The sequence below is a fragment of the Moorena sp. SIO3A2 genome, from assembly GCF_010672265.1.
Taxonomy (GTDB): domain Bacteria; phylum Cyanobacteriota; class Cyanobacteriia; order Cyanobacteriales; family Coleofasciculaceae; genus Moorena; species Moorena producens.
Genome location: NZ_JAAHHC010000009.1, coordinates 87,331 through 109,525 on the forward strand (window position 1 = coordinate 87,331; position 22,195 = coordinate 109,525).

16 protein-coding genes are annotated in these 22,195 nt (G+C 44.0%); 8 read left to right on the forward strand and 8 right to left on the reverse strand.

The genetic code is table 11. The features are described from left to right. Nucleotides 1-27 precede the first annotated feature (27 nt). The gene (locus F6K64_RS12995) at nucleotides 28-3,693 is read right to left on the reverse strand and encodes an ATP-binding protein (protein WP_287265529.1); all 3,666 of its coding nucleotides are present in this window, start codon (nucleotides 3,691-3,693) and stop codon (nucleotides 28-30) included. Between the two features lie 317 nt (nucleotides 3,694-4,010). Between F6K64_RS12995 and F6K64_RS13000 the strand changes: the two genes are divergently transcribed. The 4 genes from F6K64_RS13000 (at nucleotide 4,011) to F6K64_RS13015 (ending at nucleotide 8,740) form a co-directional block, all read left to right on the forward strand. Then, a complete protein-coding gene (locus F6K64_RS13000; RefSeq protein ID WP_008182350.1) occupies nucleotides 4,011-4,931 on the forward strand; it encodes a circadian clock protein KaiA in 921 nt (306 codons plus the stop codon). Between the two features lie 127 nt (nucleotides 4,932-5,058). Next, nucleotides 5,059-5,373, forward strand: coding sequence for a circadian clock protein KaiB (kaiB, locus tag F6K64_RS13005; RefSeq protein ID WP_008182352.1), 315 nt, complete (start codon nucleotides 5,059-5,061; stop codon nucleotides 5,371-5,373). Nucleotides 5,374-5,468: 95 nt separating this feature from the next. After that, nucleotides 5,469-7,028 carry a circadian clock protein KaiC gene (gene kaiC / locus F6K64_RS13010; RefSeq protein ID WP_008182354.1) on the forward strand — a complete coding sequence of 520 codons (1,560 nt, stop codon included), beginning with the start codon at nucleotides 5,469-5,471 and terminating at the stop codon, nucleotides 7,026-7,028. 644 nt (nucleotides 7,029-7,672) lie between these two features. Continuing rightward, nucleotides 7,673-8,740 carry an LOG family protein gene (locus F6K64_RS13015; RefSeq protein ID WP_287253230.1) on the forward strand — a complete coding sequence of 356 codons (1,068 nt, stop codon included), beginning with the start codon at nucleotides 7,673-7,675 and terminating at the stop codon, nucleotides 8,738-8,740. A gap of 104 nt (nucleotides 8,741-8,844) precedes the next feature. On the opposite strand, the gene F6K64_RS13020 is transcribed toward F6K64_RS13015, so the two are convergent. Beyond that, the gene (locus tag F6K64_RS13020; protein WP_287253227.1) at nucleotides 8,845-9,720 is read right to left on the reverse strand and encodes a DUF928 domain-containing protein; all 876 of its coding nucleotides are present in this window, start codon (nucleotides 9,718-9,720) and stop codon (nucleotides 8,845-8,847) included. A gap of 1,100 nt (nucleotides 9,721-10,820) precedes the next feature. Here F6K64_RS13020 and F6K64_RS13025 point away from each other — a divergent pair. Both F6K64_RS13025 and bioF read left to right on the forward strand, forming a co-directional pair. After that, nucleotides 10,821-11,252 carry a hypothetical protein gene (locus F6K64_RS13025; RefSeq protein WP_137985829.1) on the forward strand — a complete coding sequence of 144 codons (432 nt, stop codon included), beginning with the start codon at nucleotides 10,821-10,823 and terminating at the stop codon, nucleotides 11,250-11,252. A 48-nt stretch (nucleotides 11,253-11,300) separates the two neighbouring features. Then, nucleotides 11,301-12,470, forward strand: a complete 1,170-nt coding sequence (gene bioF, locus F6K64_RS13030; RefSeq protein ID WP_287265531.1) for an 8-amino-7-oxononanoate synthase — start codon at nucleotides 11,301-11,303, stop codon at nucleotides 12,468-12,470. Between the two features lie 20 nt (nucleotides 12,471-12,490). Here the strand turns inward: bioF and F6K64_RS13035 are convergent, their stop codons facing one another. Next, complete coding sequence (locus F6K64_RS13035; RefSeq protein WP_287265532.1) at nucleotides 12,491-14,161, reverse strand: CocE/NonD family hydrolase; 1,671 nt, start codon at nucleotides 14,159-14,161, stop codon at nucleotides 12,491-12,493. Nucleotides 14,162-14,173: 12 nt separating this feature from the next. Between F6K64_RS13035 and F6K64_RS13040 the strand changes: the two genes are divergently transcribed. Next, the gene (locus tag F6K64_RS13040; RefSeq protein WP_287265534.1) at nucleotides 14,174-14,476 is read left to right on the forward strand and encodes a hypothetical protein; all 303 of its coding nucleotides are present in this window, start codon (nucleotides 14,174-14,176) and stop codon (nucleotides 14,474-14,476) included. Here F6K64_RS13040 and F6K64_RS13045 read toward each other — a convergent pair. The 5 genes from F6K64_RS13045 to F6K64_RS13065 all read right to left on the reverse strand — a co-directional run bounded on the left by F6K64_RS13045 (nucleotide 14,411) and on the right by F6K64_RS13065 (nucleotide 20,945). After that, nucleotides 14,411-15,919 carry an SLC13 family permease gene (locus F6K64_RS13045; RefSeq protein WP_353814189.1) on the reverse strand — a complete coding sequence of 503 codons (1,509 nt, stop codon included), beginning with the start codon at nucleotides 15,917-15,919 and terminating at the stop codon, nucleotides 14,411-14,413. The genes F6K64_RS13040 and F6K64_RS13045 overlap by 66 nt on opposite strands. A gap of 195 nt (nucleotides 15,920-16,114) precedes the next feature. Beyond that, a complete protein-coding gene (locus F6K64_RS13050; protein WP_008182370.1) occupies nucleotides 16,115-16,567 on the reverse strand; it encodes a cupin domain-containing protein in 453 nt (150 codons plus the stop codon). A gap of 777 nt (nucleotides 16,568-17,344) precedes the next feature. Next, the gene (lon, locus tag F6K64_RS13055; protein ID WP_287265535.1) at nucleotides 17,345-19,885 is read right to left on the reverse strand and encodes an endopeptidase La; all 2,541 of its coding nucleotides are present in this window, start codon (nucleotides 19,883-19,885) and stop codon (nucleotides 17,345-17,347) included. A gap of 155 nt (nucleotides 19,886-20,040) precedes the next feature. Beyond that, on the reverse strand, nucleotides 20,041-20,517 hold the full coding sequence (locus F6K64_RS13060) for a nucleoside deaminase (protein ID WP_287265537.1): 477 nt from the start codon (nucleotides 20,515-20,517) through the stop codon (nucleotides 20,041-20,043). 284 nt (nucleotides 20,518-20,801) lie between these two features. Continuing rightward, nucleotides 20,802-20,945: a hypothetical protein gene (locus tag F6K64_RS13065; RefSeq protein ID WP_008182374.1), complete on the reverse strand. Its 144-nt coding sequence runs from the start codon at nucleotides 20,943-20,945 to the stop codon at nucleotides 20,802-20,804. 406 nt (nucleotides 20,946-21,351) lie between these two features. Here F6K64_RS13065 and F6K64_RS13070 point away from each other — a divergent pair, with 406 nt between their 5' ends. Further along, nucleotides 21,352-21,978, forward strand: coding sequence for a Uma2 family endonuclease (locus F6K64_RS13070; RefSeq protein WP_008182377.1), 627 nt, complete (start codon nucleotides 21,352-21,354; stop codon nucleotides 21,976-21,978). The last annotated feature ends 217 nt before the right edge of the window (nucleotides 21,979-22,195 follow it).

The following is a 22,195-nucleotide window of genomic DNA, read 5'->3' on the forward strand; positions in this document are numbered from 1 at the left end:
AATATGACCGACTTGCATCCCACCCCTTTAAAGGGTTGGGTTCATGAGCTGCTTAATCTGTTTCAATAACTGGGTCATTGACTGAGAATGCCAGTGTACAATCTGAGTAGCAATTTTCTCAAGCAGCAACTCCAACTGAGAATTCGAGTTACTACTGTTACTACTCTGGATTACTGGATCGTGCTGCTTAGCCTCTAATCGATGATCCAAAACCAGAATGGGTGGTCGCTCTGGCAATTGAGCAAGAGTTATCAATCCTTTCGAATGTTCTGAAGGATTAGTGAGATCTGTTAATCGAATCAGCAGCAAGTCCACACTTTTTCCCTGAATTTGACGGTATACTTCTGCCCAAGAACAGGCCACTAAGCTGCAATAACCAGCAGTTTGTAAGTATTGAATCAGTGCCTGTAGCCAAGATGTTGATGATTTTCCGGCCATTGACAACCCGTAGGATAAGTGAGAGGATTCAAGGTTCAACCTGTTAACCTGTAACGGATTACCCCTAAACTTTGTCCTCTGCTCCCCCGTGTCCATCACTAAAATGGTAGGCTTGCAACTGATTCCAGCTGCCACTTGAATGACTTGCAGTATGGCAGCCATCTTTTGTTGATTATTTGGTGCTAAACAGGGATAGACCGAAAGACCAGTTACTTGATTAGCAGCTTCTGTAGTTTGGTGATCCAGGGTTACTAGTGGTAAAGTACTCAAGCAAGGATATGATGAAAACTGATTCAAGTAGATTAAAGGGTTTATCAGTCGAGCACCATTTAATACAATCACATCTGGATTCCAAACCCGGCTCAATAACTCAGCTTGATCGAAATCATCGGCTTCGAGTACCCGATAATTGAGGTCTAAGTTTTCTAGACTCAATAGTGAAGTTAACTCATAAGTCAGTGCAGACGAGTCAGGGTTCTGGTAGGACTCTACAGAATAGCCTTTTCGCCCATCACCAGGATTGAGATAGAGAATCGTTAGCACACTACTGGTATTACTCTCATCTTTAGCCAGCCGAGACAGGTTTTCTCGTAATGCTTCCTCTTGTACTGGCAGACTTAAGAAACCATCAGCTTTGTTGTGGGTGGCCTGCTGTTTTTCGGCCTGGGTGGCTGTTACCAAAACCGGGATGTGATTAGTTTGGGCATCGGACTTTAGCAGTGTTAGGACATCCCAACCAGAAAGTTTTGGTAGTAGGGGATTGAGTAAAATAGCATAGGGTTGTAGACGACGGGCTTTTTCGATTGCTTCCGTACCAGAGCGGGCAACCACCACCCAATAGCCTAAACTCTTGAGCTGTTCCGTCAATCCTTCCAGGTAACGAGGTACAGCTTCCACAATTAACACTAAACGGTTGGGCGTCGAAGATGGGGGGTGAGACCTTGCCGTAGGGGCAATCTCTGATAGTTGCTCATCCCAATTGTCCAATTGATCAGATGAAGCGTGGGGAGGACAGGGGGGGAAGAGTAAGGTAAACTGACTACCGAGCCCTGCCTTGGAAATAAACGAGACATCTCCACCATGCAAGTGAGCTAGATGTTGTGTTAAGACTAATCCCAGACCCGTCCCCTCAAAGCTACGAGTCAGAGGCTTTTCCAGCTGTTGGAATTTCTGAAAGATCAAGTGCTGTTTATCAGCAGGAATACCAATGCCAGTGTCCCAGACCGTGAAAGCAATCCAACCTTGCCACCAATTGACCTTCAGACCAATTTCACCACTGCCATCGGTAAACTTAAGGGCATTAGAAAACAGATGGGCCAACATTTGCCGTAAACGCAACTCGTCAGCAATCAGCATCTCTAAACTTGCTTCAATCTCTAGGGTGAATTTTGTGGGATAATCTCGATTGTTGTCCTCCGAGTGTTTTGAGTCTATTTCAGAGCGAGCCTGGTCATAAGCGCGATCGCATACAGTCCGAATTGGCACCGGTTCGAGGGTAAGTTTCAGTTGACCAGTCTCCATACGGGTCAAATCGAGAATATCGTTGACCACGGTCATTAGCTTACGCCCACTCTGATAAATTAACTGCGCATAACGGGATTGACGTTGATTGAGTTCCCCTAGGGCTTGGTCTTTCAACAAAGTTGACAAACCCAAAATCGCAGTTATAGGTGTTTTCAGTTCATGGCTAATACAAGCTAAAAACTCATCTTTGAGTCGGTTTAGTTGCACTAAATCAGCATTTTTTGCTGCCAGTTCTTGGGCAAAGAGTCGTTGCTCTGTGGTATCTTGAGCCAACACTAGGTACAATTGAGAGTTAGGTGACTCAGACCGAGATATTGGAGATGGGGAATAGTTAAAAGCTACCTTAGGCTCGCAACTGTCAGTTTCTAGTCCTCCTTCCCAAAGAGCAGCGATAGCAGGTGACAGAGGAATTTTGACAAACGAGAATACCCGCTCCTGGCTGTTTGAAAGAGTTGGATCAGTTGGCGCAGCGGTTTCCTGGCAGGGGGTATGGTTTGCCCCGGTTTTCTTGACTGGTGGTGAAAAGAGCAGCACGCGCTCGTGAATAGTGGTTGCTGCTTGATAGGGAGTATCAAGAGCACAGTATTGCCCAACAGCAGCTTGTTCAGATGTTTTGTCTCCCTGGTCACAAACATTGCCCACAGATAATGGCCATTGTCCTGGAGATCGAGGAGCAGATTGGTTATGGAAGGTTGGGGAATTCTGGGTATCAGGCTGACGCCACTGGAAGTCTAACGATGTCCTAGGCTCTTCCATCGATTGCTTCAAACCTTCCTTACTGACTTCCCTCGGTATATCATTGGATAACAGACGATTGTAAGAAGAACGGTAGGGTTTCTTTTCCCTACCTCCAGGGTTTTTCTGGGCAGAGGTAGTATTCTTAGTTCCTGTGGTGCTACCATTTCCCGGATTACTCTGGGAGGATGTCTCAATCTGCTCACGCCAGGTCAGATTCTCAACTAAAACTTTTCCCGTCGAGGTTTGTATGCTTAGGGGTAATGGCAGTTGTTCTAACAGTTGCACTAAGGGTTTCATGCCCTTGAACTGGGCACTGTAAGTTAGGGCTTCTTCCTGAGTTTTCAGTCCTGAGTTGATTCGAGATGATAATCCTAGGGAATTGGCCCAAGAACTCTTGGCTGTTAATCCATAGTGTGGGTGGTGAGTCCTGAGGGGATTAGGGTTCAGTCCCTTGGGTTGAGTACGCTTTACTATCGATTCAGAACGTTGTTGGGTGAATGTGGATGCTAAGAATTTTAACAGCAGGCAACTGTTAAGGAGTCCGATAAATTTCTGGTCCCCATCTACTAATGCCCAGTGTTCCTGATCTGGGATGGGGAATTGGTTAAATTCTCTATCCCAGTTTCTGCCCAACTCCCCTAACCCCCCCTCCCTACTTCCATGGTCTTGTAGGTAGTACCAGAATTGGTTTAGACTCAGCTTACCTGGTAGGATGGTTATGGGTTCAATGATGTTTGGCTGTATCCAAGATAGTGGTTTGTGAAGAAAACCAGTTGTCATTGTTGCTCCTGAGCTACCTACCTTAGCGTATGAGAGCAGGTGAGGCATGATCTGCCTTAGGTTAACCACTCCCACAGGATATTGCTGTTCGCTGACTACCACAATCGAGTCATGCCTTGAAGCATGAAAAATATCAAGAATAGTAGCCAAATCAGAAGTCCTTTGACAAATAGGAACTAGCTCGGCAAATTTTTGGATACTGGGAGTAGGCATCGACATAACCAATCTAGCTTCAACAGCGGTTGAGCCCTACAGTAGCAACACATCCTCCTAAAGTAGCAACAAAGGAATTCACTCAAACCCAACAGGGCATGGGCGATCCCCTAATGCTTGAAGAGCAAGTACTTTTCAATATACTGCTCAACACTGGGCATATAGTGAGGCGCGAAATCAAAATTAATTTCAATTATCAGACTGTTTCAATTCAATTTAATTTATATTAAGCTCATTGTTAAAAAAAATGTTAAAATCTTACTGGTTTAAGTACTCTTATATAGTAAGAGTAACCAGTTTGTTATTCCAGACCTGTTGTGTTGCTTTCCCAACTAACCATATGTACGCTGATCAGTTCTGATTCCCTAGCTCAATCCCTTTCTCAGGTTTTGGGTAGCGAGCAGTATATTATACACTCTACTAGCTCCGAATCTGAATTTTTCGAGGTGGTTGAGCAACATAAACAGGATCTTGATTGTTTGGTATTGCAGGATACCGACACACTTCCCAAGGTGATCCACTACTTGTACCTGCAAGGAACCACCTTACCTGCAGTATTTTTGCGGTCGGACTCCCCAGAAATCCCCCCTAGGGTTGACAGCAATCAACAGCTGGCTTCTAACCAGACGACGGATAAATTCACCGCTAGGTCTAGCGCTCATCTGTTCCATCCGGCAGAAGTCGAACTTAGTATTCACCAATTACCTGAGATTGGCGATTTCATCCAACAGGCGATGACAGAGTTTTTGTCCCTAGCTCCCGCCTGTAACTTACCCAGGTCATCTGGCCCAGTTTATCCTAACCTCGCAGTAGCTAATTACAGTTTCTTGAGTAAGCAGCAGCATCGGTTAGCTGAAAAGCTCAGGGAAAGACTTGGATACCTTGGTGTGTACTACAAGAGAAATCCTCGGCTTTTTTTTCGTAATCTATCTCTCAACGACAGGGATGAGCTGTTAGAACACTTAAGATCACAGTATCGTCAAATTGTTCTACAGTACTTTGCACCGGGAGATACCCTAAACCAAGACATCGATCATTTTGTAGAACAAGTGTTTTTTGCGGATATTTCTATATCTAAGATTGTGGAAATTCATATGGAACTGATGGATGAATTTTCCAAACAGTTGCAGCTGGAAGGGCGTAGAGAGGATATACTGCTGGATTATCGCCTGACGTTAATCGACGTGATTGCTCACTTAGGTGAAATGTATCGCCGCTCCATCCCCAGAGAACTGTAAGATCAGCATAATCGGATCAACATTGAGTAGTAAGCTTGATGGGAGGCTCTCCTAAAAAACCGTTTCCTTGAGTTCCTTGATCCCTTGTATTGACCTTTAACCCATCTTCTCCTAAACTTAAGAGCCTATGAGTTCCTATAAAAAAACTTATGTTCTCAAGCTTTATGTAGCTGGGAACACCCCCAACTCCGTCAGGGCTTTGAGAACACTGAAAACTATTCTCGAACAGGAATTCCAAGGGGTTTACGCTCTCAAAGTAATTGATGTTCTCAAGAGCCCCCAACTAGCTGAGGAAGATAAAATTTTGGCAACACCAACCTTGGCAAAAGTTTTACCGCCTCCTGTGCGAAAAATCATTGGGGATCTCTCGGATCGAGAAAAAGTCTTGATCGGCTTAGATTTGCTCTATGAAGAACTCCGTGAAGGAGATTTGGATTTCTAAATATCTTATACCATTTTAGATTAATAGTCAAGATTTAGCAAGTCAGCAACACCATTAAACTTTTTTTTGATTAAGAACATTTACTTAAGACCAATATGAATCAATTTAATCAAAATGAACTATATCAAAACTCAGTAACAACGGTCGGTGTCCAGAAAATACGGACAATGATCGAAGGCTTCGATGAAATCTCTCATGGGGGTTTACCATCTGGTAGAACCACCCTGGTCAGTGGAACGTCTGGCACTGGAAAAACTCTATTAGCCGTTCAATTTCTCTACAACGGCATTAGCAATTTTGATGAAGCTGGTGTGTTTGTTACATTTGAAGAATCACCCACAGATATCAGCAAAAATGCATCAAGCTTTGGTTGGGAGCTAAATAAACTAGTTAATGAAGGCAAGCTATTTATTCTGGATGCTTCCCCGGATCCAGAAGGACAGGACATTGTCGGCAACTTCGACCTGTCTGCCCTGATCGAGCGTATTCAGTACGCCATTCACAAATACAAAGCCAAGCGAGTTTCCATTGACTCAATCACTGCCATATTTCAGCAGTACGATGCTGCTTCTGTGGTACGTCGAGAAATTTTTCGCCTAGTGGCACGCCTGAAAAGCATTGGCGTAACCACCATTATGACTACAGAGCGAGTTGAAGAGTATGGACCAGTAGCTAGATTCGGGGTGGAAGAGTTTGTCTCGGATAATGTGGTCATTGTCCGTAATGTTCTGGAAGGGGAACGCCGACGCCGCACTATAGAAATTCTCAAGCTGCGGGGTACCACCCATATGAAAGGAGAATACCCCTTTACGATTACGGATCAAGGGATCAATATCTTCCCCTTAGGAGCAATGCGACTGACTCAACGGTCTTCCATGGCCAGAGTGTCTTCCGGAATCAACACTCTTGATGTTATGTGTGGTGGTGGTTTCTTTAAGGATTCCATTATCCTGGCAACGGGTGCCACAGGTACTGGCAAAACCTTGTTAGTGAGCAAGTTTATCCAAAATGCTTGCATACAAGGTGATCGCGCGATTTTGTTTGCTTACGAAGAATCTCGGGCTCAGCTATCTCGTAATGCATCGTCTTGGGGCATTAATTTTGAGGAAATGGAACAAAAGGGTTTATTAAAAATTCTTTGTTCTTATCCAGAATCAGCGGGGTTAGAAGACCACTTACAACGGATAAAAACAGAAATTGCTGAATTTAAACCCTCTCGCATTGCCATCGACTCTCTTTCTGCTTTAGCACGGGGAGTGAGCAACAATGCCTTTCGGCAGTTTGTGATTGGTGTGACGGGCTATGCGAAGCAAGAAGAAATTACCGGATTTTTTACCAATACCACAGATAAATTTATGGGAGCTCACTCCATTACCGATTCCCATATTTCTACAATTACTGACACAATTATAATGCTACAGTATGTGGAAATTCGTGGTGAAATGTCCCGTGCTATCAATGTATTTAAGATGCGTGGCTCTTGGCATGATACAGGTATCCGAGAGTACACTATCAGTAAGGATGGACCAGAAATTAAGGATTCCTTCCGCAATTACGAACGAATTATCAGTGGTTCTCCCACTCGGATTCCCGTCGATGAAAAGAGCGAACTCTCTCGGATTGTTAAAGGCGTTCGTGATAAGTCGGGGGAATAATATCTAGTCTTATTAAGTAAGCATTCAGCTATCAGCATTCAGCTATCAGCTTTTGAATAAAACCAGTAAGCTGTCGCGTATTTAAACTCCCTTTGATTAAATCATAAAAAAAAACTGAAACTCTTTTACATTCTGCCTTCTGCCTTCTGCCTTCTGCCTTCTGCCTTGGTGTTGTAGAATTTAAATGCACAACAGCTTAACCATTGGTTTAATCTCTGTTACGTCAGCTCACGGCACCTCAAGTAGCGTGAGCTTTTAGCTCACGGCACCTCAAGTAGCGTGAGCTTTTAGCTCACGGCTGACGGCTGAATGCTTACCTTATTAATCACTTCGTATTCAGGAAAATCGTTAATTGTTAATTGTTAATTGTTAATTGCTAATTCATCCTTTACCCCTTTGGGGAATTAAAAATTAAAAATTAAAAATTAAAAATTTACGCATCAAGTTTAGAACAAATTTTGAATTAATTAATTCCGGGTACAAGCCCCCACTGATTGTCATTTTGAATTAATAATTTTTAATTTTGAATTGGAGCGTTCGCGAAGCGTGACCAAAGGTCAAGCGAGTTGACTATTGACAATTTTCAATTTTCAATTTTCAATTGACGAAAAACCTTTAATGATAAGTAGTCAACTGGATACGATATGACCCTATCTCCTTCTGCGGATGGCTTCAACTCACTGTCAACGGATTTAGCAACACTGATTGACCAGCTACCTAATCTAGAAAATCGTAAATTGATCAAACGGTCTCTGGCAGTGCTAGTGCGACTAACTGGGGAAGAAATTGACCGTCTGGACTGGAAAATAATCACCGCTTCTCTAGAAGATATGGAGCGGGCATTTCAAGTTTTTTATCCCTATCGTCATGTTCGGAAAGTTACCATTTTCGGTTCCTCACGCCTTGCCCCAAATACTCCTGAATATCAGCTGGCAGCTGAATTTGCCTATCATTTAACCCAGCAGGGATTTATGGTAATGACTGGTGCTGGTGGTGGCATTATGGAGGCAGGAAACAAAGGTGCTGGCTCTAAGCATTCGTTTGGTCTGAATATTCAACTACCGTTTGAGCACGGATCAAATTCGTTTATCGCAGGGGATCCCAAGCTAATTGAGTTCAAGTATTTTTTCACTCGCAAGCTATTTTTCATCAAGGAAACGGATGCGCTTACCTTATTTCCTGGTGGCTTTGGTACTCAGGATGAAGCCTTTGAGTCTTTAACCCTTTGTCAGACAGGACGATTAGAACCAACTCCTTTAGTACTGATTGATAAACCTGGTGGCACCTACTGGAAAGATTGGGATGCTTATATTCACAAGCACCTCATGCAACGGGGTTTGATCAGGCCAGAGGATTCCAGTCTCTATACCATCACAGATAACTTAGATGTGGCTTACGAAACCATTAATCGGTTTTACCGGGTTTATCACTCTAGCCGCTATGTCAGAGATCAATTCGTGATTCGCCTCAAATCTGAGTTGTCAAACCCTGAGGTTGAACAGCTAAATCAGGATTTTAGCGATATCTTGGTTCAGGGACGGATTGAGAAAAGTCAGGTTTTACCGGAAGAACTACCTGATGAAACCGCTGAACTCCCCCGTCTGGTTTTCCACTTCAATCGACGAGATGTTAGCCGTCTTTACCAGCTACTCGCTACTATTAATCACATGGGTGTTTCCGAAGAAAGTACAACTCATCCGGAACTGAAATAAGGCTTGGATGCTTGCATCCTTAAAATACACAGGAGGCTCGACCAATGACCAATACCGGAAATGACCCACTCTCTTGCTGGTAATGGAATTAGAGCGACTTGATCTTAAAATTCCAGAAAGGGTGCTTGCGTGATCGCATCTAAGTCAACAGACTGCAATAATTTCACCCAATCCTTGATCAGCAGGTCATTGCTATAATTTTGCTGACGTAGCTTAGCTAGAGCATTAAGGGTATCATACCAGATCCCTGATCTGGCATAGATAATCGCTTTCTGTTCTAATGTCGCTTGGTCTAACTGATTTTTGAGGGATGGGTTGAGTGACATCCGTTTTACCCACCCTGTCACTACAGGAGATCCCAGTCGCTCACATTTAACCACAAAGTACCAACGATACTGTTTACCAACCTCAAGGGAGGCGACTGTTGATGGAAGTTCGATGCCTACTACACTTGGTGAGGAAGATGAGGCAACAAATTTAGTCCAGTAGATTTCGTTATGGTTTTCATCTTGTAGCACAAACTCCAAAGGCAAGTCCGGTGTCAGGGCATAGGGAACATAAAACCAGAAGGTGGGATGAGAAACAACGGTTAAGCCGAAAACCGATTCTGATGCAATTTGACCCTCACTGGCAATGGTGGGGCTAGCAGGGACCAAGGCAGTCAAAGGTGGCTCGACTTTTGGACATCCCCCACGGCTTGCCGCTGCTTTTCGTTTACCGGGTACACCTCGTTCCGGTACATTTGGTGGCACCCAATCTAGACTGATACCTAATGGCTGTGGATTCCTTGAAGTAATTCGCTCTTGCTCTCGGTGGTTTTGAGCCACTTCTGCTGTTGGAGAACGTTGATTTGAGTCCAACCGGGAATTGCTAGGATTAGCTGTTGAAATCCCTGGCAAGGCAATACTGCTACTAAAGCTGACAATTGCTAATGCAATTCCTAAGATTGGCGGTGCTAACGGTAGTTTTATCTTGCTCATGATTCATAAAGAGTAATTTTGAAGGAATGTTTTCCTTGTAATTGGTCAGGTGATTGGTCAGTTGTTAGTTACTATCCCTAATTTTTTCGATATCGTTGCTAGGCTCATGATCACTCAATTGAGTGTATAGCGCTACGGGCAATGGCATTGGCAAGAGGCAAAATTTTACTACAAAAGCTTTTCAGGTTGTATCAATTTCCTAACCTTAATGGGTAGTGCTATATCTAATTTTTACTACTGACCAGTGATTATTTTCTATATCTAGTTTGGGGTCTTCAGTACCTTTTATGCGAAAGTTCCAGTTAAAAAACTCATAAAGCTTACTTTACAAGCGATGCAGCTTCGGAACAGGGGAGGCAGTGGGGCTAAAGGGGAGGCAGCTCGGTCTTGGGGGAAACCCCCACTCGCTATTGCCGTTTCCACGGGGCAAACAGCGGTGCGGACGAAGGTTTGCTTTGAATTACCGTAAGGAGAGGGGAGCCTTATTTCATGTAACTTAAAATTATTACTCTTTACCTATCGACTATAAACGCTCCCCCATCCTGCGGTTATGTCTTAACACCCAGCCCCTCCCCATGAGGAACTGCCGTGGTTTCCCCCACTCGGGCAATAATCAAGACAGGAAAATTCTGCTATTCAACTCACAAAATTTTCTGAATACGGCCTTTTTCCACTATTCCCTGCTCCGAAGTCCCTGCTCCGGAGTCCCTGCTCCGAAGTCCCTGCTCCGAAGTCCCTTTGCCAGACTGTTTATTTAGCATAACAAGTACATAAGAACCCTAGTTTGATCTACAATCTAGTAATTGAAGAATCCAGAATTTAAAAATGTTTCATTTTCAGGACTTACTTAGCTATTATAGCTGGTGAATTTCGACTATTTATTAGCATAAAATTATTATTTTGTCAACTGCATTTTGATAGATATAGATAGTTAACAGTTCCGGTAATTCATCCCCAGATCCAATCTATAATTTAGTAGGGGATAGGGATCCGTGTAGGAATTGTGAGAATTTTTGATGCCATATTCCCTACTCCCTATTCCCTACTCCCTATTCCCTTTGCTAGATGATGAGTCAATACTATTAGGATCGTGAAGTTTGGTGGCAGACATGAAAATTTACCAAAAATCTTTTTTGAATAACAAACTCTGTAGCATCCTCTTGTTGCTGACTGTGGGAGTAACATTACTCAGTAGCTGCTCCCCTAACAAAATGGAGAAGTGCAAGCTGATTGAGGTTGAACCCAGGGAAGTTGAGCTAGACATCAAGGACACTGATATTGAGGGATGGGAATTAGAGGTACTTTGTGGTGACCAACTTTGGGATATCCCATGGTCAGAAATTAATCGGCACTTCAAGATTGACCTGAAGAAGTATTACTCGAAGAATCCACAAGCAGCTCAACGGCAGCTGCAACGACTGGAGCAACGACTACTTTTCTATAAACCAGACAACAAGAGGGGAAATATCCTATACGGTTCTTTAGATGGCAATCCAGAGTTAGTTGGGGTGAAGGCGAAAAAAGATGATTAAGATTCAACCGGCACCAAGCCCAAGTCTCACCACCAAATACAATGTCTAATGTCTACTGACCCTTATGCTTGGCTAAAGCTATCCCTGGCCACGATTGAGAAAGCCAATTGGTATCGTTCAGTACAAACTCTACAAAGTATGCCTGGTGCTGTGGTGCAACTGGAAGGGCGAGAGGTGATTAACTTTGCTAGTAATGACTATCTGGGACTGGCGGGCTCACCTCCTTTAATCGCAGCCGCAGTTACTGCTACTAAGGACTATGGTACTGGTAGCACTGGCTCAAGATTACTTACTGGACACCGGGAACTCCATAGACATTTGGAAAATGCGATCGCATCTCTCAAACAAACTGAAGATGCGATCGTCTATAGCTCTGGGTATTTGGCAAATATAGGTACGATTGCGGCGTTAGTAGGGAAACGGGATTTAATCCTAGGGGATCAGTACAACCACTCCAGCCTAAAAAATGGGGCAATTTTGAGCGGAGCCCAGGTAATTGACTATGAGCACTGCAATATGGCTTCTTTGCAGGGTCAACTGATTCAATACCGACAACAGTACCGCCGTTGCTTAATTGTTACTGATAGCGTCTTTAGCATGGATGGTGATTTATGCCCCTTGCCTGAGCTATTAGGGTTGGCAAACCAATTTAATTGTATGCTCCTGGTGGATGAAGCCCATGCTACGGGAGTTTTGGGCGCTACAGGCGCTGGGTGTGTGGAACATTTTGGCTGTACTGGAGAAACGATTATTCAAGTTGGCACCCTCAGTAAAGCTTTGGGTAGTTTGGGAGGGTATGTTGCAGGTTCGGCAGTTTTAATTGATTTCCTCCGAAATCGTTCTCCTAGCTGGATTTACACCACTGCGTTATCTCCAGCAGATACAGCAGCAGCATTGGCAGCAATCCAAATTGTCCAACAAGAACCAGAACGGTGCGCTCAACTTAGGAATAATGTAGAGACTCTCAAACAGTTAATTACTCAACAGCTGCCTAATCTCAACTGTTTGCCCTCCGAGTCACCTATCCTTTGCATTTCCATAAATAGTGCTACTGAGGCTCTTGCTGTTGGGGAAACCTTGAAAGCAGCTGGTATCTTTGCCCCTGCTATTCGTCCTCCTACAGTGCCTACGAGTCGAATTCGGATCTCAGTTATGGCAACTCATACATTGGATCATTTCGAGCAGTTAGTTGCTGCTTTGGAGACCTGTCAGCTATAGCGCTAAATTGATCATGGCGCTCATTTTGGGTCAGAGTTAAAAATAGGTAATAAAACACGAGTTGGATAATCTCCTCCACAACTCACTATCAAAGTAATAATCTCAGCATCCATCAATCGACTTTCACCAGGAAAAGCCCCGGTGCCGGAATTGACTGGATAAGCGGGAAAACAAGCCCCACTTAAGCTCAAGCGCAACTGATTCCCTTGGGCAATACGCACAAAAGTTGCTTGGAATCGAATACGCCACGGATTAGTATTGTCTCCAGGATTCACCCGCCCATATCCCTGAGTGACATGGTAAACCCTGCCATCGGGATGGACTTCCGACAACACTGCACAGATATCAAAACTGGGAGTATCAGCTGTGCAAAACACCTCTACCAGCACATCCCCTACCAAATGTAAATTTTCTGCTAAGGGTGGAGAGGTGTAGGTTAAAACATCTGTGCGACAATCTATGGAAGTGCGATCGCATGAACCGACTGGCATGGCTGCATGACCCCCTATTGCTGGAACTGGACGCCAAGGGTCATGAACTAATAGATCACAGGATAGATCAAAGGTATGCTGGATTTGGGATACTCCCTGTGTCTGCGATCGCTGTTGCATTCCTTGAGACTCTTCTGGGACTAATTTTCCAGAATCTTCCCTGACACTGGCTAAACCGGAAGTTACCAGATAATAAGATTTCTGATTTCCATCAGGCCAACTATCAAAATAACGCCACCGATTAGTTCCCATCTCAAATAGAGAAACAGGGGGTTGCTCAACCACGTTGGTATCAATTCCTTTGAGGAACTGGTCAAACCAACGCACTTGCAAGCCATCAACGGGACTATTCGCCTCGGGACCGTAATCGACTGCTCCCACTTTACGCCCCCAAGGCAGGTGCGCCCAAGGTCCAATGATCAGATGCTGGGGCGAACTGCCATGAGATGCCATATCCTTATATAAATGAAGTGTCCCTCGCAAAAATGGGTCAAACCATCCGCCAATATGTAACATGGGCATGTCTACATCCGGCATCATTCCCTTGGGAGATAGTTTTTCCCAGTATTGATCTGGGTGAGGATGGTCTAACCAGTCGTGATAAAAGGAGTCTGGTGCTAAGTCTTGGAGAATTTGAGGCCGAGCCGGAATTGGGTCATACAGGGGTAAATTCCGAGATGCCGCATACAGCAGTTGATAGGCTTGCTCATCTCCCCGCAATCGTGCCGTTTCTGTTGCTAATTGTATCGCCCAACCCAGATTAGCTTGTAAACAAAACGCCCCTCCCTCATAGGCCCAATCGCTGTATAAATCATAGCCAATCATCGCTGGACAGATCGTTTTCAGAGCGCTGGGATAGCTGGCAGCAGCGTACAGTTGAGTCATCCCCTGATAGGAAAAGCCGTACATGCCCACATCCCCAGTGCTACCGGGTAAACTGGCTGCCCAGTTAACACTATCAAAGCCATCTTCCACTTCGTGGGCAAACAAATCAAACTTACCGTCTGAAGTGCCCCTCCCCCTGACATCTTGAATCACCACAATGTAACCGTGGGCAGCATACCAAGTGGGATGAGCATAAACTACCGTAGATGCGATCGCTCTTCCATAGGGTTGCCGCATCAGCAAGACGGGAAACTCACCAGCACTATCGGGACGGTAGATATCCGCATCCAGCCGCACTCCATCCCGTGTTACCATTGATGCTGTTTCTTGTTTAACCTTCAACCTTCCAACCTTCAACCTTCCAACCTTCAACCTTCCAAACTTCAACCTTCCAACCTTCAACCTTCCAACCTTCAACCTTCCAACCTTCAACCTTCCAACCTTCAACCTTCCAACCTTCAACCTTCCAACCTTCCAACCTTCAACCTTCCAACCTTCAACCTTCCAACCTTCAACCTTCCAACCTTCCAACCTTCAACCTTCCAACCTTCAACCTTCCAACCTTCAACCTGTAACCTCTACCCATCCCAACATGGGGATAGCTACAAAATTCATCAACAAACTTACTAAAATCACCCCCACTATATTTAAAACTAATCCTACCTTAGCCATGGTAGAAATTGGAAAATATTCCTGAGAGTAAACAATGGCATTGGGACCAGTTGCGACTGGCAGCATAAAGGCGAAGGAAGCAGAAAGTGCGGCGGGCCACATCAACAAAGCAGGTGAAACATTTATAATCGATGCAGCAGTAGCTAAAATAGGCATGATCAGAGCCGTGGTTGCTATATTCGAGGTAACTTCTGTTAAAAATGTCATAAATACACAGATGCAAACCACCATCAAAACCGTTGAAAGTCCCTGCAATCCGATTTGTAAATTATCCCCTAGGAATTGAGATAATCCTGACGCAGCAAACCCTTTAGAAATTGCAATTCCACCCCCGAATAGCAGCAATATTCCCCAAGGAATTTTTACAGCGGTTTCCCAGTCTAGGAGGTTTATTTTATCCCCCGTCTCTGTTTTCACAGGAAGTATAAACATGATCACAGCAATTAGGGCAGCCACACTGGAATCATGAACAAAGTTAGCCACCCCCAGATAGGTTGCCCAACCAGTTAATGTAAAGGAACCGATGGTGATATCTGCCCTAAAAATCCACAACAATGCTGTTAACCCAAATAAAATGGCAACGTATTTTTCTCCCTGAGACATTTTTACCAGTTTCTGGACTTCTTTGTCTGGAATATTAAAATAGTCTGACGATAAAGTGTTATTATCAAGCTTTACTGTAATTTTAGTTAAATAGATCCAAGTTAACAAGATAAATATAAAAACAGCTGGCACTCCCACCATCATCCATTGATAAAATGTAATCGGGGTATTGTCTGGAAAATTTTCTTTTAATTGTGCCAGAAATATCAGGTTAGGTGGCGTCCCGAACGGGGTGCCAATCCCACCAATATTAGCGGCGTAGGCAATTCCCAGCATTAGCGAAGTTCCCAGAGTTTTACCTACATCAATTTTGGGATTGACAAGAGCCGTTTGTTCGATGATAGAGATAGCTATTGGCAGCATCATCAAGGTTATAGCTGTATTGGATATCCACATCGACAATACTGCTGTTGCTAGCATAAATCCCAAAATTAACCTGGTCGGTTTGGTACCAATAATGCTAATAATGTGGAAAGCAATCCGCTGATGTAGGTTATATTTTTCAACCGCTTTAGCAATAAAAAAAACTGTCATAAATAGCAAGACTACATCAGAAGCATAGGCGGAAGCAACCTCTTCAGCAGAAACAATTCCTAAAAAGGGGAATAAACCCAAGGGAATTATCGAGGTGGCCGCAATTGGGATAGTTTCAGCAATCCAAAAAATTGCCATGAGAAGCGTTGCTCCTAGCATTTTCACAGCAGTTGGTGGTAAATTTGCAGGGAGTAATGCTGGAAAAAATGAAAGGAGCCAGCATAGGGTGAAAATACTAACTCCTAGGTAAAAGCTTTTTTTCATTAATAGGACTTACGCAGTAACTCTACTTCTCTTAGTAAGATGCTTTCTTAACGAAGCCTACACTATAAGTGAGTTTAAAGTCTAGTTTTTCGTAAGTCATGTTATTCCTGGATTGAACAATTCTGGGATTTTACTAAATACGAATTTATTAACAGTTCCAGATATCCAGCTATTTAATTATTCAACATAAATTATTCAACAAGCTACCAACACATCTTGACGCCCAAGCACTCTCAAATCCTCTTCATCGAATTCAACCGGTGTACCACTGCGAACCAGTTCAGCAAAGTCCTCATTAGGCACCATCCAGCACAGGGTATATAAACGCTCAGTCCCAGTATTTCTAATTTCATGAATTCCTGTAGGCGGAACTAATAACGTATCTCCAGTCCGCAGCGTAACGATTTTGCCATCACAGCTAGCTAGCCCTTGACCCTTGAGGATATAGAACATTTCTACTCCAATTTTATGATAATGGAGCGGAGTCTTTCCTCCTGGCTCAAAAATCTCTACACAAAATGTTATTGAAGCATTAGCACTGTCTGGATCAAAGACAATAGCTAAGCGATTTTTATCTTGGGGACTAATACGATAAGCTTGGTAGTCTTTGGGAGATCTAACTACGGGAATCATGCAACGATTATCCATGGTTGATTTATTACTGTTGAGGGTTGACTGTTGAGAAGTTAATTGAGAATTTAATTAGTTAAGTGCTTTGAGACTTGTTGGAGAATCTTTGACAACTCAAAGCCAAGGATTGGTTAGGATTATAAGTGGTAACTTTTATTCAATAATTTTAGTCAATAATCTAGTAAGATAGTCGCCGCATAGTCTTAGACTAGTTGCAGTTTACTTTATCTACCAATCCCTAGCTATTAAATTTAATATTATCTAAATTTTTGTTGGGCGATTGACTTAATCCGGGAGAGTTTGTAAAGAAATATGAAATAGCCCTTGAATTCCCCTACACCCCACAGCCTATAATTCACATTTTTGTTTGGGGCGATTGACTTAATCTGGGAGAGTTTGTAAAGAAATATGAAATAGCCCTTGAATTCCCCTACACCCCACAGCCTATACTCCACATTTTTTTTGGGGCGATTGATTTACATCTGAGACAGTTTGTAAAGAAATATAAAATCGCCAGTGAATTATCCTAGATCCCACAGCCTATACTCTAACTCAACCAGCAATCTCTATTGGTCTCTAAGTACGTAATAAATAGGGGTAGGTAGTAAATCGGTAGGGGGTTGACAAAATTACCTTTTACCTGATTGTTTTTAGGGTTTTCCATGGCGTCGCATCAGATAATCCAAGATTCGGTCTAATCTTTCGACAGCAGCATTAGTCGAAACCTGTTGTTTAGCGAGTTGTTCTTGTAGAGCCGTGCATCGCTCGATACTTGGAGTAAGTGATCGCTTGGATTCAATTACTAAACATCTGAAACAGTTTAGTTATCCTGTGATGACCATCCCGTGAATCTTGATGAGATTTTACTTCCTGTTGCTGGAGTAGGGCATTCTCCAACACTTGTTCAATGCGATCGCATAAAATAAATTCCATTTGGTTACGCACATCGTCCGGCACGTCAACTAGGTCTTTCTGATTCTGTTGGGGTAATAGCACTCGTTTGATACCAGTCCGGTGCGCTGCTAACACCTTTTCTCGCACTCCACCAATGGGGAGTACTTCACCACTGAGGTTAATTTCTCCGGTCATGGCAGTATCCGTGCGTACCGATTGATTCATCAACAGGGATGCGATCGCTGTTACCATAGTTACCCCTGCAGAGGGTCCATCTTTGGGAATTGCACCGGCTGGCACATGGAGGTGTAAGCCATTATCTTTGAATGCACTCAAGTCAATTCCCACAGATGCAGCATGAGACCAGACATAGGAGCGAGCAATCTGAGCCGACTCCTGCATTACTTCCCCAAGCTGACCGGTGAGCATCAAGTCTTTACCCTGGGGTAAAAAGACAGCCTCAACAAAGAGGACTTCTCCCCCTTGGAGAGTCCAAGCCAGACCTGTGGCTACTCCAGGTTGTGTAGTTTTGCGGATCTGTTCGAGCAGAAAGCGCCTTGGTCCGAGTGAGGCTTCCAACTGTTCCGGATTGATTGCCATTGGCTCAGTTTTACCATTGGCATACTGAACGGCAACTTTGCGGCACAGAGTCCCCAGTTGTTGCTCTAGTTTACGTACTCCTGCCTCACGAGTGTAGTTTTCAATCACCTGGCGTAGGGTTTCTGTGGGTAGTTCCACAGCATTAGCTGGCAGTCCTGCCTTTTCGATCTGTCGAGGCAATAGATATTTCTGAGCGATCGCAATTTTCTCCTGTTCGGAATACCCAGATAATTCAATAATCTCCAGCCGATCTATTAGTGGAGGGGGAACACGAGATAGGTCATTAGCAGTACCAATGAAGATAATCTGGGACAGATCGAAGTCCAAATCCAAATATAGGTCTCGGAAACTATGGTTTTGCTGGGGATCAAGGATTTCTAGTAAAACAGAGGCAGGGTCACCACGATAGTCCATGCCCACCTTATCCAACTCATCAAGCATAATCACTGGGTTCTTCACCCCAGCTCGATATAGCGCCTGTATAATCCGACCTGGCATAGCACCGATATAAGTGCGACGGTGACCCCGTAATTCTGCCTCATCCCGTAACCCACCCAGGCTGACTCGCTCGAAGGGACGACCCAAAGCATGAGCAATCGAGCGACCTAGACTGGTTTTACCTACCCCCGGAGGACCAGCAAAACAAATTACTGTACCGATGCTGTAGCGCTGATCTGGTTTCTGTGGCTGTTCAGCATCCCTTGTTTCGAGATCCTGCTGAGTCCAAGCCATTTGTTTGAGCTTGAAGGTAGCTAGGTGTTCGATAATACGTTCTTTAATTTTGGTCAGGCCATGGTGATCCGCATCAAGGACTTCCCTAGCATGTTGCAGATCCAGGTTGTCCTGCACCGTCTTGTTCCAAGGCATCTCTAACAACCAGTCGAGATAAGTGCGAATCACCCCACCTTCTGCCGAGGCATTCCCAATACGTTCTAAGCGAGCTAATTCTCGTTTCGCTTGCTTTTGGGCAGTTTCCGGTAATTGGCCTTCCTTGATCCGAACCCGCAATTCCTCAATTTCCTGACTATCGGGATCCAGCTCACCTAATTCCTCTTGAATTTGCTTCAGTTGCTGGCGCAGGAAGAATTCCCGCTGCTGCCCTTCAATTTCCTTTTTCGTCTCTCCCAGAATTTCTCTACGCAGGCGCTGGACTTCTACCTCCTGCTTCAAATCCTCCAACATTTTACGCAAGAGCATCTCCAGGTTTTCTTCCTCTAACACTGCCTGCATTTCCGGAACATCCTGCTGTAACAAGATGGAGGTCTGGTAAGCCAACTGTGCTGGATCATCGCTATGTAATAAGACTGCTAAAAGTTCTTCAGGGAAGTTGGAATTTAACATAGCAGCCTCTTGCCAAAGGGATTGAATCGCACTAGTTAGGGCTGCTAGGGTCTGTTGTTCTGTTCCTGCTGCGATCGCTGCTTCTGTAGTAACTTGAGGCAGGAGTTGATAGTTAACAGTGTAGGTGGGTTCGGTCTGAATTAATTGCTCAATTCGGACTCGCTCGAGACCTTCAATGATCAGTTGGACTGGTCCGATGGGTAGTCGGCTTATTTTTTTGACCACAGCCAGGGTAGCAACCGGATAGATCTCGTCGAGGCTATTAATTTCAGCTTTTTCGTCTTCTTCCAGTTTCCCCTGGGCTTCTGGGCGAATCGCAGCCACAATTAGCTGCTTGTGCTCAGTCAGCATAGTTGACTCAGCTACTGCCACAGAACGACGCCTACCTGCTACGATTGGCAGCGTAATCCCTGGCAGTAACACAATGTTGCGCAGGGGAAGTAGTAAGCTGGTTTCCAGCTGTTTCTCTTGCCTGGAAAATACGCTAGCAGTGATATCCATAAAACCTTCCTCTCCCATCGATTCACGTTCTGCCTTTCGCCATCTCCGGGATATTTTGGTTGCAGGGAGCAGGTAAGCAATCTCAACAGCTCACTTTAGCCTGTATTTCAATTTTATGGTATTTTTTGGATGTCCGCATCGGCTAAAGCGTATTATTAGTACTCTACCTTATCGGTTTTTTCTTGCCATTCTTGGAAAGCTCTCAACGCTTCATCCGGCATCAATTGAATTATTGGGAGTTTGCGATCGCTTATCGGCAAGTCCAATTCCTCGTAAATGAACTGGTCATCAAATCCAATTTGAGCGGCATCAGCTTTAGTATTGGCATAGTAAACTTTGTCTAGCCTAGCCCAGTAGATCGCCCCGAGGCACATCGGGCATGGCTCACAGCTAGTATAGAGTTCGCAACCGGTCAGTTGAAAAGTCTGTAAGACCTTGCAAGCATCACGGATAGCTACAATTTCAGCATGTGCGGTGGGATCATTAGTGGAGGTGACTTGATTATGAGCTTTGGCAATAATCTCTCCATCCTTGACAACCACTGCTCCAAATGGACCTCCCTTTCCAGAGCGAACGCTGATCACAGATAGAGCAATTGCCTCATTCATAAAGCGACTGTTAGGCTGTGTCATGAATTTCCATGGTTTAGAATTTTCGCTTTGCCATGATAGCTCAGTCGTCAGGAGCGCAATTTTTAAGAAGGTGGGTTACGGCGCTTTTAAAGACTGATTGATCATCGCTCAAATCCTGGCCGCGCCTAACCCACCCTACTGGGCTGACATCTCTAAAAATGTAAGTTGGCTTGAACGAAGGGAAATTTGAAGAAGGTGGGTTACGGCGCTTTCAAAGACTGATTGATAATCCCTCAAATCCTGGCCGCGCCTAACCCACCCTACGCAATATCTAGGGGTTTGCCTTAACCTCGTGTCATTTTGATGTGCTCCATAATTATCTGCTTCTTAGCCTCTGAATATAAGGAAGGCTGCTCCTGAGGCAGTTCCGTAGTTTTCTGCAGGTGCTCCATGATTTTCTGTTTGCGTTGTTCTTCTGAAGTAGCCATAGTTAATATGTTGAGAAATATTGTCTTACATTAATTTATGTTAAAATTTATCGGATCAAATGGCAAGCTCAAATCCCCATCTTCCCCTAAGGCTTGAAGCTGCTGGAGTTTTTGGGGTGCTAAACCCAGCATCTGTTGAGCTTTGTTGATCTTTGATATAATGTATAGTTTTAAATCCCATACCGAAGTTCTTCTCAATCAGCTGGTGGTTGCGATTGCGTTCGCGAAGCGGTTCTTTTGGAACATTGAATTGTCCACAATCCCTGTCAAAAAATTTTTTTCTCAGCTTGATAGAGAGGATGCTTAGCAGTTATCAGCACGTTGTAACTTCCCCAATTGATAACTGCTATAGAGAGTAATTATATAATAAAAAAATGACCTATTATTAGCTTCGGAGACCAAACTAATGGTAGTGACGAAACCGAGAGCAGATCGGGTGGTTTTACATAACATTTCCTGGGAACAGTTTGAAAATCTGCTGCTGGATTTAGGTGACCATCGCTCTGCTCGTTTAGCCTATGATTATGGTACCATTGAGATTATGACTCCCTTACCTGAACATGAATATTATAAAGAGGTGATTGGTGACTTAGTTAAAGACCTGGCAGATGAACTAGATTTGGACTACGAAAGTTTAGGGTCAACAACCTGGCGGCGAGAGAGTAGCTTAGCTGGGCTAGAAGCAGATAATTGTTTTTATATCCAAAATGAAGCGGCGATTCGAGGCAGGTTGGACTTAGATATCAACCAAGATCCCCCCCCAGATCTCGCTCTAGAAATTGATATAACTAGTAAATCACTGCCTCGTTTGCCAATCTATTCTCGCTTAGGAGTCCCAGAAATCTGGTGCTATGATTCTGGCAAACTAACAATTTACTTACTGCAAGAGGGTGAGTATGTAGAACAAGCAAAGAGTAGGGTTTTTCCTGAGTTGCCGATTCAAGAGCTTCCTAGTTTAATTGAGCGCCATCGGGCTGATGGTAGGCGGGCAATTCGGCGAACAGTGCGAGATTGGGCAAGGAACTATTTTTAAAACATTCGAGATTTTTGGATAATATTTAAGTCATATTAATGTCAAGTAATAAAGAATTATAGCGTTAATCATACTTATAAGATAAAGTCAAGTTTATTCCCCCTACTCCCTACTCCCTACTCCCTACTCTCTAAAATCCCAAGGGCGTAAGTAACTTACCCAAGTTAAAACCCCTATAACTGGTATAGTTAAAACGGCAAACCATCAGATGCACTAC